Genomic DNA, 14458 nt, shown 5'->3' on the forward strand with positions numbered 1-14458 from the left:
GGTCTGATCTGAGGTGGTGTGGTGTGATGACATCCGGTGGCCTGCAGGCTCACCCCGGTATGCTCGCGCTCGCGCGCGAGTCGCGGGGGATGACGCAGACCGGGGTCGCCGACGCCATGACCAAAGCGTCGGACGGAGGCGCCGTTGTCTCCCAGGGGTACGTCAGCAAGGCGGAGTCGGGGCGGCTGCAAGTCAGCGAGGACCGGTTGGCGCTGTACGCCGCCGCCCTTGGCTACCCTCCGGAGCTGCTGTGCGTGGATCCGCAGGTGAGCGGTGTGGGTATCGGGCTGATCCATCACCGCAAGCGGGCCTCTCTGTCCGCGCCCGCGCTGCGGCGCATTCACGCCCAACTCGCTCTGGTGCGGCTGCAGGTGTCCGGGATGGCCGGTGCCGCCGCCGTACCGGATGCCACGCACCGGTTTCCGCAGGTGACGCTGGACGATCTCACGACCGCCAAGGACGCGGCGCGCCGGGTGCGCCGGGAGTGGGAACTGCCGGCGGGTCCGGTGGCCGATGTGATCGCCTCCGTCGAGGCGGCGGGCGGCTGGGTCGTGGTGCGGGACCTGGGCAGCGGGTTGCTGGATGCGGTCAGCCAGTGGGACGGCCGCCAGCGGCCGCTGATGCTGGTCAACGACGCTGCTCCGGGCGACCGTTGCCGTTTCAGCGTCGCGCACGAGCTGGGGCATCTGGTGATGCACACCGAGCCCGGCAGGGCAGGAGAGCAGGAGAAGCAGGCCGATGCCTTCGCTTCGGAGTTCCTGATGCCCGCGGCCGACATCCGACGGGCGTTCGCCGGCGGTGTGGACCTTGCGCAACTGGCGGCGCTCAAGCGCATCTGGCGGGTGTCCATGAGCGCGTTGCTGCGGCGCGCGGTCGACCTGAACGCCCTCAGCGAGTGGCAGTACCGCACCGTGGTGGTGGAGATGTCGGCTCTCGGCTACCGCACCGCCGAACCGGTCGAGATCACGCCGGAACGGCCGCGGTGCGTTGAGGCGCTGGTGGACACCCTGCTGTCGGACCGCGGCCTGGACATCGACCAGGCGGCAGCCTGCGCCCGGCTGCTGCCCCAGGACTTTGAACGCCTGTACGTGGCAGGCGACCGCTCATTATCCCGTGCCGCTTCGAAGGTGAGGCCATGATCGATCCGTCTGCCCCGATGCCGCGTTCCCGATCGGATCTCACCGAGCCTCCCGACTCGCCCCAGGCCCTGCCCGGTGCGCTGCGCGTCCTGCAGGGCCGCCTGTTGCTGCACGTGAGCCCGGCGCGCGTGGGCTTCTTCCGCCCGCAGCTCGACGCGGGCCGCAGCGGGCTGGTGCTGTGCGGTCCTGGTGCGCTGCAGCAGGCCAGGAAACTGCGCGGCGTCGAGCAGTTCAGTGGGCCGCTGCTGGTGGACCCGGCCGTGTATGAGCTCCGGGCGGCGAGCGAGGAGGAGCCTTTCCCGGACGCGTCCGAGGGCACGTTCGGCTTCGACGATCCGCTGGCCGTGTCACTGGCGGAGCAGCGGGCCGTGGGTGTCACCGCGCCGATGACCCCGACCGGCTACCTCCACGCGGAGGATTCGGACGCGCTCAAGGCGGCGGTGCGTGAGGTGGCCGCGCTGGACGATCCGCAGGTCGTCTTCGCCGCGCCCGTGGACGTGGGCTGGCTGCGTGAGGAGGACTCGGTGCGGCAGCTGATCGCCTGCCTGCGGCTGGTGCCCGGGCCCAAGGCCCTCATGCTGGGAGGGCAGATGGATCCGCTCGCCCGTCACCCCGGGGCCGTCGACCACCTGCGACGCATCGTCACTGAGGTGCCGGGGGCGGCGCTGCTGCGGACCGACCTGGCCGCCTTCGGCGCACTGGCCGCGGGGGCGGCGTTCACGGCGTTCGGCGCCGGCAGCAAGCTGCGGCACATCGTCGCTCCCGGCCAGAAGGCCGAAACCAGCAAGAACTTCTCGACGTCGCCGCACGTGCTGTTTCCCGAGCTGATGCACTTCTTCCTCGGCAAGACGCTGGCCGACCGCTTCGCCGGCGCAGCGGCCCCCGTCTGCGGCTGCGCGGCGTGCGAGGAAGTGCGGGCGCTGGATTCGTTCGCCAGTAATGCGGGTGATCGGCAGGCGCGGGCGGCTGCGCACAATGTGGCGGTGATGATGGAGTGGCTGCGCACTCTGACCGCACTCGCTCCCGGCTCGGCGCGCCAACGGTGGTGGCACGAACGCTGCATTACGGCCGTGGGCCGGTATCCGCTGCTGAACGCGCAGCTGCTGCAGCCGAACGGCTTCAAAGTGCCCCCGCAGCTCAAACGGTGGGCGCTGGCTGCCCCGGCCGAGGCGGCACGGCCGCAAACGGACGCGAAGGACTACCGCAGGAGCTGATACAGCTCCTCCACGAAGCACCATGCGGCGGCGGTGTGCCGCAACGGCCGGTACGGGGCGGGCTCCAGCACCATCTCGACGCTGTCACCGGCAGCGAGGAAGACACCGATGCCGTAGAAGTCGGCCTCGGCCAGTGCCTCGTCCAGGTGCGAGGGGCAGCGGGTGAGCAGCATCGCGCGGCGGCAGAACGGCGCGAACCGGCCGGCATCGTGCAGGCCCTGGCGCCACCCGGAGGCCCGGACCACTGCCAGGTCGACGCGTGCCGGGCGCACCGCGCGCCGGGTCACCGAGGTGCGGTCACGGTCGGCACATCCCGTGGGCAGGGTCCGCACGGCGCGCCGCTGGTCGGCACCGAGCCTGGCGAGCGGAACGGGGATGCCGACCGGGAGGTCCAGGAGCGTCTCCAGGGCCGCTATCCGGTCCAGAGGAGCCGCAGCGGCGTGCCGGCGCCTGGCGTGCTCGGCTGAATCCATCTGGTAGAAGAACGATGCCTCGACGCCCTGCAAGGACGCGGCCTGGGCCTGGGCTCCTGCCTCCAGCAGAGCCGCGGATGCCGTCCGCATGGAACGGTCGATCACGGAGTTCGCCAAGGTCGCCATGGCCTCCACCCTGCCTCACCGGGCCCCGGCCGCGCGCGGCGGCCCCGTCGTCTATCCAACCCGCATGGATACGGGTGCTTGTGCCAAACAGCTCAACAGGCCTTCAAGACACTGCCAGAGCGCGTCATCGTCGCTGCGCCGGTACCAGCGGCGCCTCTCCCCCGCCACCCGCGGCAGCTTCCGGGCCAGGCCCGCCTCCACTAGAGCCCGCACCGGGGCCTGGTAGACGCTCGCCGGGACTTCCCGGGCCACCGCGAGATCGCCCAGGCACACCCCGCGCGCGTCCGCCGAAGCGAGCGCCAGCATCAGTTCCGCCCGGTAGCGGTTGCCGAAGACCCGCACGGACGCCTCACGTAGCCGCTCCAAGGCTTCTTGAGACATGATTCATGATTCGCTAATCACGAATCATGTGTCAAGAAGGGCGGCGAATGTGTCTGCCGGTGGGCACAGGAGTCCCGGGGCTGCTGCGTTCCGCCCACTGCATGCGGCTGTTGCCGCGTCTGGGGCCGCTACGGTGGCCGGGTGACTGTCGCGAACGACTCGGCCGGCGGTGCTGCCGGCAGCACCGGTTTCACCGTCTCTGCCGAACTGTCCATGGCGCTGACCGCTCAAGGGCCGCACGGCGAGCGGGCATTGAACCTCCTGCGGGATGCGGCGGCGGTCTTGTCCGATCCGGGCCGGTGGAACGCTCCGTATGAGGTCGCCCAGTCGTGCTGCCGGGGGGCGATCGACAGCATCCTCAATCTGGCGCCGAATGACATCGAGGGCATCGAGGCGGCGAGGGGCACTGTCACGGATGCCGCCAAGGCGGCCGTCGATGTCTGGCGCGCAGACGACCAGGTCACCGATGGGCTGCTGGACGCCCTCGCCGCTGCGGTCGATGCGCTGCGGGCGGAGGAGAACAATCCGGGCGGGCGGCGCGTCCGCCAGATCGCGCACCTGGTGCAGGAGCTGACGCGACAGGAGATGGGGCTGGCCGAGGCCGAGGCCGTGCGCAACTCTTGGACCCGGTTCTATCGGGACACCTCCGGCGTGCTGCATGGGTCGGGCGCTACGCCCGGGGAGTCACGCGTGCGGTTCGAGGGCGTGGTGGCGGCCTTCGAGCAGCTGTTTTTGGGGCTTCCGGAGCGTGCCGACCGGCTGCGGCAACTGGCCTTGAGCGAGCAGCCGTCGCCGCAGGATGCTGCCGAGATTGCCTCGATGTCGGATCCTCGTGCCGGCAGCTACTTCTTCCGCGCGGCAGTGAGCCGGCACTGGCTTGGCCTGCTGCCGCTGGACCGGCTTCTGCCGGAGACGTCCCGCTGGCCGGCCCTGCCCTACCTGCGGCGGCAGATAGCCGCCGACGCGCCGCAGGTGTGCGCGTGGGTAGATCAGCAGCGTGCCGTGATCGAGGCACGCGGCCCGGGCGCGGTCGGCATGACGGTGAGTCTGGTGGCCGAGGCAGGCATGACGGCGTGTGCAGTGTTGCAGCAGTTCGCCAGGGAGCAGCAGGACCGCCATGTGCTGCTGCGCATCAGTTACTGGGCCCGGAACGTCCTGGTGTCCGACCGCACCGGGCAGTGGGTCCGCGTCGTAGAGGACGTGCTGCGTCAGCCGTCCTTCGGCGTCCATGAGTCCTGGGAGGCGGCGCAGTTGGCGTGCAGTCTGGCCCAGACGGCCCACCCCGAAGGCCAACTGCGTCCAGCAGGTGACCGGTTGGGGGTGATCATCCGGTCTGCGGTGGCCTCTGTGCTCGCCGTGCATCTGGCGGCGGCCGACGAGTGGGAGATGAGCCTGGTCAACGACCTGCGGGAGATTTCCCTGGCCGATCCGCCGCGGAGCGTGCTGTTCACACTGATACGCGTGGTGCTCGACTTGGCCCGGCAGGACGCCCGGCTGGGCGTCCCGCTGTCCGAGCGGCTGCGGGTGCTGGACAACAAGCTGCCGGCCGGCCCGGCCGCCGACCGACTGCGCGCGGTCGTCCTTGTCGAGAGCTACGACGCCGACCGGGCCGACCCGGCATCGTCGGGCATCTGGTGGGAGCAGGCCCTCCCGTTGTCTGGCCGGCTTGTGGCTGCCGGGTCCCCGCGCGCGGACGTCGCGGACTTCCTCGCACTGCTCGAGGACGCCTGCCCCGACCAGGACCGTGTCGGACTGCACAGTGCGCTGGCCCAGGGTCTGGGGCAGGCACCGTCTGTGCAGGAGATCGCCTCCTGGAAGGACGCCTACGAGGCGGCGCACGAGCCGCTACCGTCAGCCTGGCGCACCGTGTGGGAGCTGTCCCCGGTCCTGTCCCCGGAGGTGCTCGAGCCGTGGCGGCCGCTGATAGAGGCGCTCCGCGCGCTGACGGAGCGGCCCGCGCCGGCGCGTCCGGAGCCGGTCATGCGCTTCACGACCTGGTTCGAGAGCCATGGCGGTCTGTCAGCGGACGTGTTCGCTGCCCGTGCAGCGGAGGAAGGACCGGCTGCCGCGGCAGGCCTCCTGGTCAATGCGCCCGTCGAACGCACCGACGTCGACGCCAGTGGCGCTCGCGCCGGTCTGCTCGGCGACCTGGTGTCCCAGGATCCGCAACTGTGGGCCCGCGATGTGGACGCCGTGGCAGCGGCAGTGGCCAGCGACCCGGCCATGCTGGCCACCTACTTCAACTCCCTGCACCGGGCCACCCGTGAAGGAAAACTCGACCACGGCGAGCTCGCTTCGATCGCCCTGGCCGCCTTCGCAGCCCGACCGGCAGCCGGGCAGGACAAGTCGGGCACAGAGCAGTTGCAGCGGGTGATCTGCAACCTGCTGCACCGGGCGTGGGAGAGCGGCCTGCTGCTGGACACCGCATCGGGAGAGTCAGAGGCGGCCGTCGAGTGGCTTCAGGACCTGGTCACCGGCTGGACACGGCCCCGTACCGATACCCCGCAGCCGCTACTGACAGCCGTCGACCAACCGGGCGGGGCGGCGCTGCTGTCGCTGACCGCCGGGGCCCTCCAGCAGGCTCACCGCACCGGCCAGGCGCTGGCCGACCCGGCCCGCGGGGTGCTGACCCGCCTGCTGGAAGACGAGCCCGACGACCAGGCCCTGGCGATCATCGGCTTCTGTCTCGGCCAACTCACACACATGGATGCGGCATGGGCCGAGGAGCACACCGACCGGCTGTACGCACTCGACACCCCCTGGCGCCCCACCGCGACCTGGCTGCGACAGGGGCAGCCGCACACCGGCGTTTTGGCGCGCCTGGATCGTTCGGCACTGTTGCGGGCGGCGGCCGGCCCGGGCGGCATCCCCGTCCTCGACAAGATCATCCTGTCGTTCCTCACCGGCTCCGAGGCCCTGGGGCCGGCCCTGGCACTGCTGACGGAGCTTGCCGCGCAGGACGGCGGGCCCCAAGCGGTGTCCGAGCTGCTGTCTCGCCTTGCCCAAGCCGTGATCCGCTGCGCGGAAACAAGCCCGTGGCCCGAGCGTGCGACAGCGCTGTGGCGCTGCGCGCTCGATACGCAGTTGGAGCCCGCAGCTCTCACCGGTGCAGGACGGTTCGCCTACGCCGACCGTCTCGACGATGCCGCCTGGCTGGAGCTGACCGCTCGCACCGTTGCCCGGCAGCCGGAGGTGGAGGCGCCCTACGCGGTAGCCGAACGTGCAGCGCGCCACCCCGACTCGGCTGACGCCCTGCTGATCGCAGCGGCCGTGCTCGGCGCCCAGGTAGACGTCTTCCACCGGCAGGAGATCCAAGGACATGCGGCCCGGCTCTTTGCCCAGAGCACCGCCGAGGGCACGGCCGGACATGAACAGCTGCGCATCGCGCTGATCAATGCCGGTGCGATCGAGGCAGCCTACAAAGACATCCACCTCGGCCCATGACCGCCCTGCCGCAGGCGAGTTGAGCGTCCGGCACTGTCCGTACGGCCGCCCGGCTACGGTGTCGGGCATGAAGTCGCGCATCGTGCAGATCGTGCGACGGAGCACCCCGCAGCCGCAGCGCCGTGACAGCGTATACAGCGCCCACGGCGGAAGGACCTGCACCCGGGACCTCGTCGCCGATATCTTCCTCCGCGATGCGGGTAGTCCTCGCGTCCACTGGACCGTGCGCCAGCACTGGCTCGATCACGAACCCGACGTGTCCGACCACGCCGGCCGAGAAGACCCCAGCCCGAATTCCGACCGGGCCCGCCTGGAGTAAGGCCGCCTGCGGCGCAGGGAGTCTGTCTGCGCTGACGGCGGTGGCCCGCCACACTGTGCTCATGGGTGCCGACGTCCCGCCTGCCAGCCATGTGCCCCTTCGGCATGCCCCGCCCACCGACAGCACCGTAAAGGAGCTGTACGCCACCGCGCTGACCTGTGGGATCCCCGACTGCGGAGAGCCGCTGTACCGGGAGAACCCGGTTACCGGCCAGCGCCTGCTCAATAGCCGCATCGCGCACATCCACGCCCGCAGTGAAGGCGGACCGCGGTGGGATCCCGGGATGAGCAAGGAGGACAACCGCAGCTTCGGCAATCTCATCCTGCTGTGCGAGCGGCACGCATCCGAGATCGACGCCACGCCGGACGACTATCCGGCAGATCTCTTGCGTGCCTGGAAGGAGAGGCAGATCGAGACGCGCTCGCGCGCGGTGGGCCTGGCGCTGAGCGACGCCGAGGTGGCCCAGGTTGCTGCCGTCTCCTTCAACATGGATGACCTTGTGGAGCGCATGAGCGCCGTCGTACCGTTCACGCCGCGCCTTCGCTCCCGCCAGGACGGGCTCGACTTGGCCTCGCGCAGATGCCGGGCGCGCAGCGTCGTACGCCTGCGCAGCACCCCTGCCGACCGCGTGCGTGCGGTCCTGGCCTGGAAGGCAGAGCATGCCGGCCCGGTGGTGGCGGTGCCCGAGGGCGCCCTTCGCGTCCTGGTCGCCCCCATGGGCGCGGGCAAGAGTGAGGAAGCCGAACGCTGGTGGAGTCAGGGACTGACCCAGGCGTGGGCCGATTCGGAGATCGACATTCCGCTGTGGCTGGAGGCCCGGGAGATCACCTCCACGCTGGCCCAGGCTGTCCAGGACGCGCTGGGGAACGACCCGGTGCGCACCTGCCGGGTGGTTATCGACAACCTCGATGCGGTCAGCCCTCGGCAGGCCGACCAGCTGCTGTGTGATGCACGGCAGCTGGTGCAGGTCTGGCCTCGTGTCAGTGTGCTGGCGACCACCCGGCCGGGCGCGGGAAGTGTGGAGGATGACGAACGTCTGCCCGTGCCGCCCTGGCCCCCACGACGGGGTCTGCAGCTGCTGCGCACCGTGCTCGGCGAGGAGTATCTCAGGGTTCCGGATCGGCACGAGACGCGGCATCTGCTGACCAGTCCACTGCAGGTTCACGCCCTCGCCAGCCGTCTGCGTGCCGGCGGCGACACGCACGTCTCCGCCCGGGAGTTGCTCTCCCAGCTCGCCACCCGCATTCTCCAGCGCGAGCACCCGCAGGCCTCGCGGGACGTATGGGAGGCTCTGCCCCGCCTCGCCGCGCGCATCCTGGACCAGCAAGGTCCCGTCCAGGCCAGTTCGTTTGCCCCGCAGCATCTGATCTGGGAGCTGGAGGAGACCGGCCTCATCGTCCACGACGGAGGTCTCCTGCGCTTCGCGCTCCCCCTGTTCGAGCAGCACTTCGCCGCCCAGGCCTTGCAGGAGGGCCACACACCGCTGGCGTCCGCCGCCGCACCCCAGTCCTTCCCCCACTGGCGGTACGCCATCGCCTTCGTCGTGGCAGCCGCGCCGGACGAGGACGCCGAGGCGCTCGTGCGCACCCTGACGCGCACCAACCCGGCAGCAGCCTCCTGGGTCCTGGACGAGACGGCCACGGCCCCCGGGGACAGAAGTCTGTCCCCGGCCGCGCCGGCGCGCGAAGCGACGGTCGGCAGTGACGGTCGGGAACAGGTGCCCGCAGTGGCACGCCAGCTACGGGAAGCCACCCTCTGCTGGCTTGCAAGCCTTGAGCCCCTCGGCCCTCTTCTGGTCCCGCACGAGCAGGGCCAGCTCATCCCGTGGGCCGTCCAGCTCGACCATGACTGGCTGACCGTCGCGCAGGCACGGCCCGGCGTCCTGGACGAAGACCTCGTCGCGTGGGCCGACCTCGCGTCCCTGCCCAACCCCCTGACCCGGTTTCACGACCGGACGAGCTTCCCCGCCCCGCACGGACGCCTGGCCTGCTGGGAGCGGGCCCGCTCCCTGCTGCGCCCCGCCCTGGCCAACCGGATACAGCAGCGCACCCTGCCCGTGGCACCCACCTCGCCTCTCGCCGCCGAACGCGCATGGTTCCTCGCACGGCAGATCATGGCCAAAGGACACTACTCACGGGTCGGCCAGCACATCCGTCTCAGCGATCTTCAGACCGAGCTCGACATCCTGAAGGACCAGTCCGCAACCTACGTGCGGGCATCGTGGCAGTGGGGTGGTGGCCGCAAGATCGACTCCGACGACGTCCGCTGGCTCAGCACGCACCTGCACCACATTCAGGGAGACACTCTCGCCAACCCCAGGCCACCCGCCGATCGGATGAGCCCCTCACCCCGCTTCCTATGGCAGGCCTACTCCCCCGCCCTCACCCGGTCCATCACCGCCGACGTGCTGCGCGACGCTCTCATCGGCTACCGCGACCTGGTCGAGCTCAACTTCCCGCGGTTCGGGGCCGCGCTCGGCTTGTACAGCATCTTCCCCGTCCGTGCCGAAGGCATGGTAGCCATGCCAACAGACGAGTCGCAGCCTCAGCCCGCCACCGTCATGTACGCCCTACGCCCCGATGCAACATCCGCCCCGCAGGACCAGCCCACCGTCGATCTGCGCCTGTCCGACGAGCCTCACCTCCCCGCCAGCTCACTCTGGGAGAGCCTGCGCGAGGACAGTTTCTCAGCATTCCGCTCACCCGGCGTCGTCCACCAGGAGGCATTGCTTCCTTACCATGACCGCCAGGCCACGAACCTCGCCTACCACTGGCTCGCCAAGGATCTGCAGGCGGTCGGCTGGCTTGAGCGTGCGGTGACCTTCCCTGAGTGACCGCCGGATATGATCACAGCAACCCCCGCTCACCTGTTACCACATCAGGTCGTCTCACTGAACATGCAAGCCCGTCTCAATCAGTGCATCCTTGCAGGTCAGAGCACAAAAAGGCAGACAATCCATCGCTTGATCATCTTCTCAATCTTTGCAGCACCCCAGCTCAGAGAGCTGAGATAGAGCCTTGCTTCTGCATCTCGGTTGAGACGACATACTCGTGAGCACGGCGACCTGAAGGTCCCATTCACGTACCGCGTGCCCGCCGCCGACGGCCAGGAGGCGGAAGCCGGGGGATGGCCGGCCTCGCTCGCGAACTTCCCGCTGGGACAGTGGATCGCCGACAACCGGCGCTTCTACGCCCGCGGGGACATGGACGAGGGCCGCGTCCAGCAGCTGGAGAAGCTCGGCATGGTGTGGTCGCACTTCGACGTCGCCTGGGAGGAGGGCCTGTCCGCCGCCCGCGGGTGGGCTGCCGAGAACGGGCACCTCCTGGCCCCGCTGGACGCCACCTACCAGAGGGCGAAGGTGGGCATCTGGCTGAAGAACGCCCGGGCCGCCGCCCGCAAGGCAGCCGAGATCGAGCAGCGGCGCGCCGAGGAGCTCCCGGTCGGGTCGTTGGCCGGCGCTCTGTCCGACGACCGGCGCGAACAACTGGAGGAGATCGACCCATCGTGGTGCCCGACGTGGCCCGTGGAGTGGCAGCGCGCCTTCCACCTCACCCGGCAGCACCTGGACGAAGGCGGTGCGCTGCCGACCGAACCGGGCCAGGTCGTGCGCCAGGGCGAGGACCTCGGACGGTGGGTGCGCACCCAGCGGCTCGGCTTCGACAAGCTCACCAGCGTGCAGCAGTGGATGCTGGAGCACGTCCTCGGGATCGAGCCCGCGGCCGAGGACGAGAAGCCACGCCCACGCCGTACCCAGGCCGACAAATGGGCCCTCAACTACGCCGCCGCGCAGCAGTTCTACGAGCGCGAGGGACACCTGCGGGTACCCCGCAAGCACGTGGAGACCATCGTGGTCGGCATCGACGGCGAGGGCCAGGAGGAGCGGGAGCTCCGGCTCGGTGCATGGGTCGGGAACCAGCGCAGCCGGGCCGCGACGTTGTCACCGGAGCGGGTGGAACAGCTGTCCGCGATCGGAATGCGGTGGGCGTAGAAGCCTCGTGTGGCCGGATAGGGTGCTTCTGCCCGGCCCGTCCATGCACGCCGGGAAGGCTAAGCAGTCAACTCGCTCCGCTCGGATTCGGTGGCCTCGTCTGCGGCGGTCACGTGGGTCAGTAGCGCATGGCACTGGGAGACGAGCTGGTCATAGGTCATGACGGTGATTCCGTGCATCCTGCTGTTGAGCCCATGCAGAGCACGCAGCTGCGCCTCCTCCCAATCGCAAGACCGCCCGATGATGACGAGGGCACGGGGGTGGTAAGCGACGATGTCGGGACGGGCAGGTCGCAGACCGAACTCTGCTGCGCGATGCAGGGTGTCGAGGTAGCGGTGGCACTGCCCGATCGCCTTCGCTGTATGCGATGACCAGTACCAGTTCTGGTGCGTGTCGTCGTAAAGGATCACGTCCTTGTCCGGACGCTTCAGCTCGTATACGTCACGGAGCCCGCTGGCGGTGGACTTCATCAGGAGGTCGACATGGTCGCCGATTCCGATCACTCTCTGATCATCACGGGCGACGTAGGCGTTGCCGAAAGCCCAGGAGTGGCGCTCACACCAGTCTTGGTAGACGTCCTCTCGGTTGCGGCCCTCGGCAAGGTGCTCTTGCAATTCGGTGACTGCCGCCCTCAGCTCGCCGATCCTGACGGCAGCTGAGAAAGCTTTGGCCAGAGTCTCGGGGTTGACCTGATGGGCGAGTTGTGCGGCGAACCGACGGTTTTCAAGAGCGCTGCCTATAGCGTCGACGGCGTCGTCGGATGCATCGGGCTGTGCCCCGAACCCATCCGTCCTGAGCACGATGAACTGGCCATCGTCGTCTTGCTCAGACACAGAGAGCGCTTGGGCAATGTGTCGCTTGAGTATGTACAGGTCCTCCGACTTGAGCGTCATCTCGCACTGCTCACCGGTCCGCTTGTCTGTACGGACGAGCTTCATGGACAGCTCAGTCGATGAGTTCCTGTGGGGGATGAAGAAGGGGATGGCCTCGATAAGCACGTGAGAGGTGTCCCTAACGACCAGTCGGTTCCCGTACGAGAGGGCCCCTGATGCAGCAGGACGCCGATCAAAGAACGTTGGCTCATTCCCGTCCATAACTGCATGTTGGGCCACTGCATCACTCTGTGTCCCAACTTTCCCTAAAGTGGATCACTTATTCGATTCATGGGGGTGCGGCTCGGAGAGAGGTCCCGTAGCGCCAAGGCCGTCGTAATGTTCTTTCGCGGGCCGCCCAGGCTCAGGTACTGCGGTAGCCCGCTCCCCCGAACGCGCTCGCCCGCCCCCGAGGAGGTGGGGCTGAGCGCGGCGTCTTCGTGCCTTACAGAGCCTCAGCGCGGCGGAGAGATCATGGTTGCTGCTAGAGAGAGGCGTTGTGGAGCTGTTCCAGGACTTTCTCCATGCCGAGCAGGCCGGCGTCCAGGCTGATCTGCTGGAGCCAGCTGTCGATGAGCGCACGCCGCTCCCCCAGGTCACGCTGGTCGACGCCCGGGTCAGCGAGCAGGTTGGCTCCCCGGGATGTGCCGGCGTCCGGCACCGAAGTCAGTCCGTTCCCGGCGAGCAGGTCCGGCATGTCAGTGCTGCTGAGGAAGTCCAGGCCAAGTGGCTGGGGCATCACGAGAGGATCGACGCCCGCCAGAGCGGCGAGCGCTTCGGTGACCTTGTCATCGACCAGCGTGGCTGTCAGTGCGTCGACCAGCTCGTGCAGGCGGGCAACGGACAGGGGCACTGTGCGGCCGAAGGTATGCCGGAAGCGTGCGAGGACTTCCACGGAGACCTGCAGGTGCGAGACGGGAGCCCCGTAGGCATCCGGCAGGTCGATCCTGGCCACAGCCTCCAGCGGGAAGGCCGGCGCTCCGTTTGGGCCGCCCTGCCACAACAGCCGGATTTTGCGGGCCCTGTTGAAGCCCGACCGGTAGAACGGGTTCATGCCGCCCTCGCCGATTGATGCGCACCAGCGGAACAGAGCATGGTGCACAGGCGAGTTGTTCAGCGCGTCGGCGAAGGCCTGCACGCCGCGCTCCGACAGCGGGCGCCAGGTGGCCGCCGCGTCGACCGGAACGAACATCCCCGTACGCACGAGGAAGTCGGCGCTCGACTTCCCCTGGTCGTCCAGGGGCAGGTCGGCCGGCGGCAACCGCAGTCCGGCCACCACAGCCCGGGGCGCGGCCTCATTGATCAGCCGTGCGAGCCCTGCTCGGTCCGCTACCGAGTTGCGTCCGTGCAGCCGGATGGGAGCAGCCCCCTGGATCAGAAGCGGGCGCGATGCCTTGGCCGCGTCCACGCGCACGACCAGGACCGTCCGGCCATCGGTCTCCGGCAGGGGCACCGGGATGATCTCCGGCACCCAGGGGGGCTCCAGCGTCTGATGGCAACCGTTGACGATCTGGACGATCGTGCCCTCCGGAACACCGATGACCCGGTCGTCGACGTTGCTCTCGGTGACGCCGACCAGGATGAGGCCGCCGTAGCTGTTGGCCATCGCCGCGACCGAGGTCGGGATCCTGGGGGTGTATTTCTCCTTGTACTCCAAGGTCAGGCTCTCGGGCTGGCCGATGGCAACCAGCTCGCGAACGCGCTCCAGGGTCACGTCAGCGGGACGGCAGGCGAAGAGCGAAGCCACGGATGTCATACCAGCCGCCCGTGCGTTGGACGTGTATGGGTCGAAGGTGTCACCAGGTCAAGCTAGCGAAGCTGTAAGGGGCCACGCCCTGCATTTCGCTTGCCCACAGCACTCGTTTCCGTCGTCGGCCCGCACCTGCTCCCGGCAGGTGCGCGCTTCATGTTGTACGGGGCAGCGCCGCCTCGGCGCCGATCTACAGGTCGAACTCGAGGTGCTCGATGTCGGTGAAGCGGACTTCCTCCAACTGGCCGGCGCGGCGGCCGTTGTCCTGGAAGTACACCTCCTTGAGTGCTTCGGCGGCGATCTGCTGAAGCTGCTGGTCGCTGGCGCCCTGCTCCTGGGCGTTGAAGAGGCGGGCGGCGTAGCGGGGCGGCAGGGCTACGGTCAGGTGCCGGAGCCGGTCCTCGTCCGTCGTGCCGATCGGGGCGGTGTAGCCGATCCGGGCGCGGGTGTCGATGACGATGCCGTCGGTGGTCGCCGCCTTCTGCCGGGCCTTGGCCCGGATCTGCGGCTGCCAGCGCTTCTTCACTTCGGCCTCCAGGCGGGCGGCGAGGTCCGGGCGCGGCTTTTTGATCTGGTCTTTGACGTACCGTTCGACGGTGCGCTGGGAGATGCGCAGCATCTGGGCGACCGCCTTGGTGCTCCCCAGCTGCTTGACCAGGTAGCGCATCTGCGCGGGCGCTCTCTTGGGCGCCGGGCGGGTGAACGCCTTCTGCACCGCGGCGTCCAGGCCGTCCCCGAACACACTCATCGCC

11 protein-coding genes are annotated in these 14458 nt (G+C 69.2%); 6 read left to right on the forward strand and 5 right to left on the reverse strand.

Going from position 1 to position 14458, the window contains the following annotated elements:
• Window positions 1-26 precede the first annotated feature (26 nt).
• Both IE325_RS40340 and IE325_RS40345 read left to right on the forward strand, forming a co-directional pair.
• Entirely contained in the window at window positions 27-1139 is a 1113-nt protein-coding gene (locus IE325_RS40340; RefSeq protein WP_229912392.1) for an ImmA/IrrE family metallo-endopeptidase, read from the forward strand.
• Window positions 1136-2353, forward strand: a complete 1218-nt coding sequence (locus IE325_RS40345; protein WP_190075169.1) for a hypothetical protein — start codon at window positions 1136-1138, stop codon at window positions 2351-2353. The genes IE325_RS40340 and IE325_RS40345 overlap by 4 nt, the downstream gene beginning before the upstream one ends.
• Here the strand turns inward: IE325_RS40345 and IE325_RS40350 are convergent.
• Window positions 2338-2952: a hypothetical protein gene (locus IE325_RS40350; protein WP_190075170.1), complete on the reverse strand. Its 615-nt coding sequence runs from the start codon at window positions 2950-2952 to the stop codon at window positions 2338-2340. The genes IE325_RS40345 and IE325_RS40350 overlap by 16 nt on opposite strands.
• A 51-nt stretch (window positions 2953-3003) precedes the next feature.
• Window positions 3004-3333 carry an ArsR family transcriptional regulator gene (locus IE325_RS40355; RefSeq protein WP_190075171.1) on the reverse strand — a complete coding sequence of 110 codons (330 nt, stop codon included), beginning with the start codon at window positions 3331-3333 and terminating at the stop codon, window positions 3004-3006.
• Window positions 3334-3474: 141 nt separating this feature from the next.
• Between IE325_RS40355 and IE325_RS40360 the strand changes: the two genes are divergently transcribed.
• The 4 genes from IE325_RS40360 to IE325_RS40375 all read left to right on the forward strand — a co-directional run bounded on the left by IE325_RS40360 (window position 3475) and on the right by IE325_RS40375 (window position 11084).
• Window positions 3475-6777 carry a hypothetical protein gene (locus IE325_RS40360; protein ID WP_190075172.1) on the forward strand — a complete coding sequence of 1101 codons (3303 nt, stop codon included), beginning with the start codon at window positions 3475-3477 and terminating at the stop codon, window positions 6775-6777.
• A gap of 67 nt (window positions 6778-6844) precedes the next feature.
• Window positions 6845-7096: a hypothetical protein gene (locus IE325_RS40365; protein WP_190075173.1), complete on the forward strand. Its 252-nt coding sequence runs from the start codon at window positions 6845-6847 to the stop codon at window positions 7094-7096.
• Window positions 7097-7157: 61 nt separating this feature from the next.
• A complete protein-coding gene (locus tag IE325_RS40370) occupies window positions 7158-9929 on the forward strand; it encodes an NACHT domain-containing protein (RefSeq protein WP_190075174.1) in 2772 nt (923 codons plus the stop codon).
• 201 nt (window positions 9930-10130) lie between these two features.
• The gene (locus IE325_RS40375; protein WP_434095399.1) at window positions 10131-11084 is read left to right on the forward strand and encodes a helicase associated domain-containing protein; all 954 of its coding nucleotides are present in this window, start codon (window positions 10131-10133) and stop codon (window positions 11082-11084) included.
• A 59-nt stretch (window positions 11085-11143) separates the two neighbouring features.
• Here IE325_RS40375 and IE325_RS40380 read toward each other — a convergent pair whose 3' ends face one another.
• The 3 genes from IE325_RS40380 to tpg form a co-directional block, all read right to left on the reverse strand.
• The gene (locus tag IE325_RS40380; RefSeq protein WP_190075175.1) at window positions 11144-12178 is read right to left on the reverse strand and encodes a Shedu anti-phage system protein SduA domain-containing protein; all 1035 of its coding nucleotides are present in this window, start codon (window positions 12176-12178) and stop codon (window positions 11144-11146) included.
• A 262-nt stretch (window positions 12179-12440) separates the two neighbouring features.
• The gene (locus IE325_RS40385) at window positions 12441-13703 is read right to left on the reverse strand and encodes an AlbA family DNA-binding domain-containing protein (RefSeq protein ID WP_190075176.1); all 1263 of its coding nucleotides are present in this window, start codon (window positions 13701-13703) and stop codon (window positions 12441-12443) included.
• Between the two features lie 193 nt (window positions 13704-13896).
• Window positions 13897-14454: a telomere-protecting terminal protein Tpg gene (gene tpg, locus IE325_RS40390; RefSeq protein WP_190075177.1), complete on the reverse strand. Its 558-nt coding sequence runs from the start codon at window positions 14452-14454 to the stop codon at window positions 13897-13899.
• Between the last annotated feature and the right edge of the window lie 4 nt (window positions 14455-14458).

The organism is Streptomyces lanatus, assembly GCF_014655715.1.
Classification (GTDB): Bacteria; Actinomycetota; Actinomycetes; order Streptomycetales; family Streptomycetaceae; genus Streptomyces; species Streptomyces lanatus.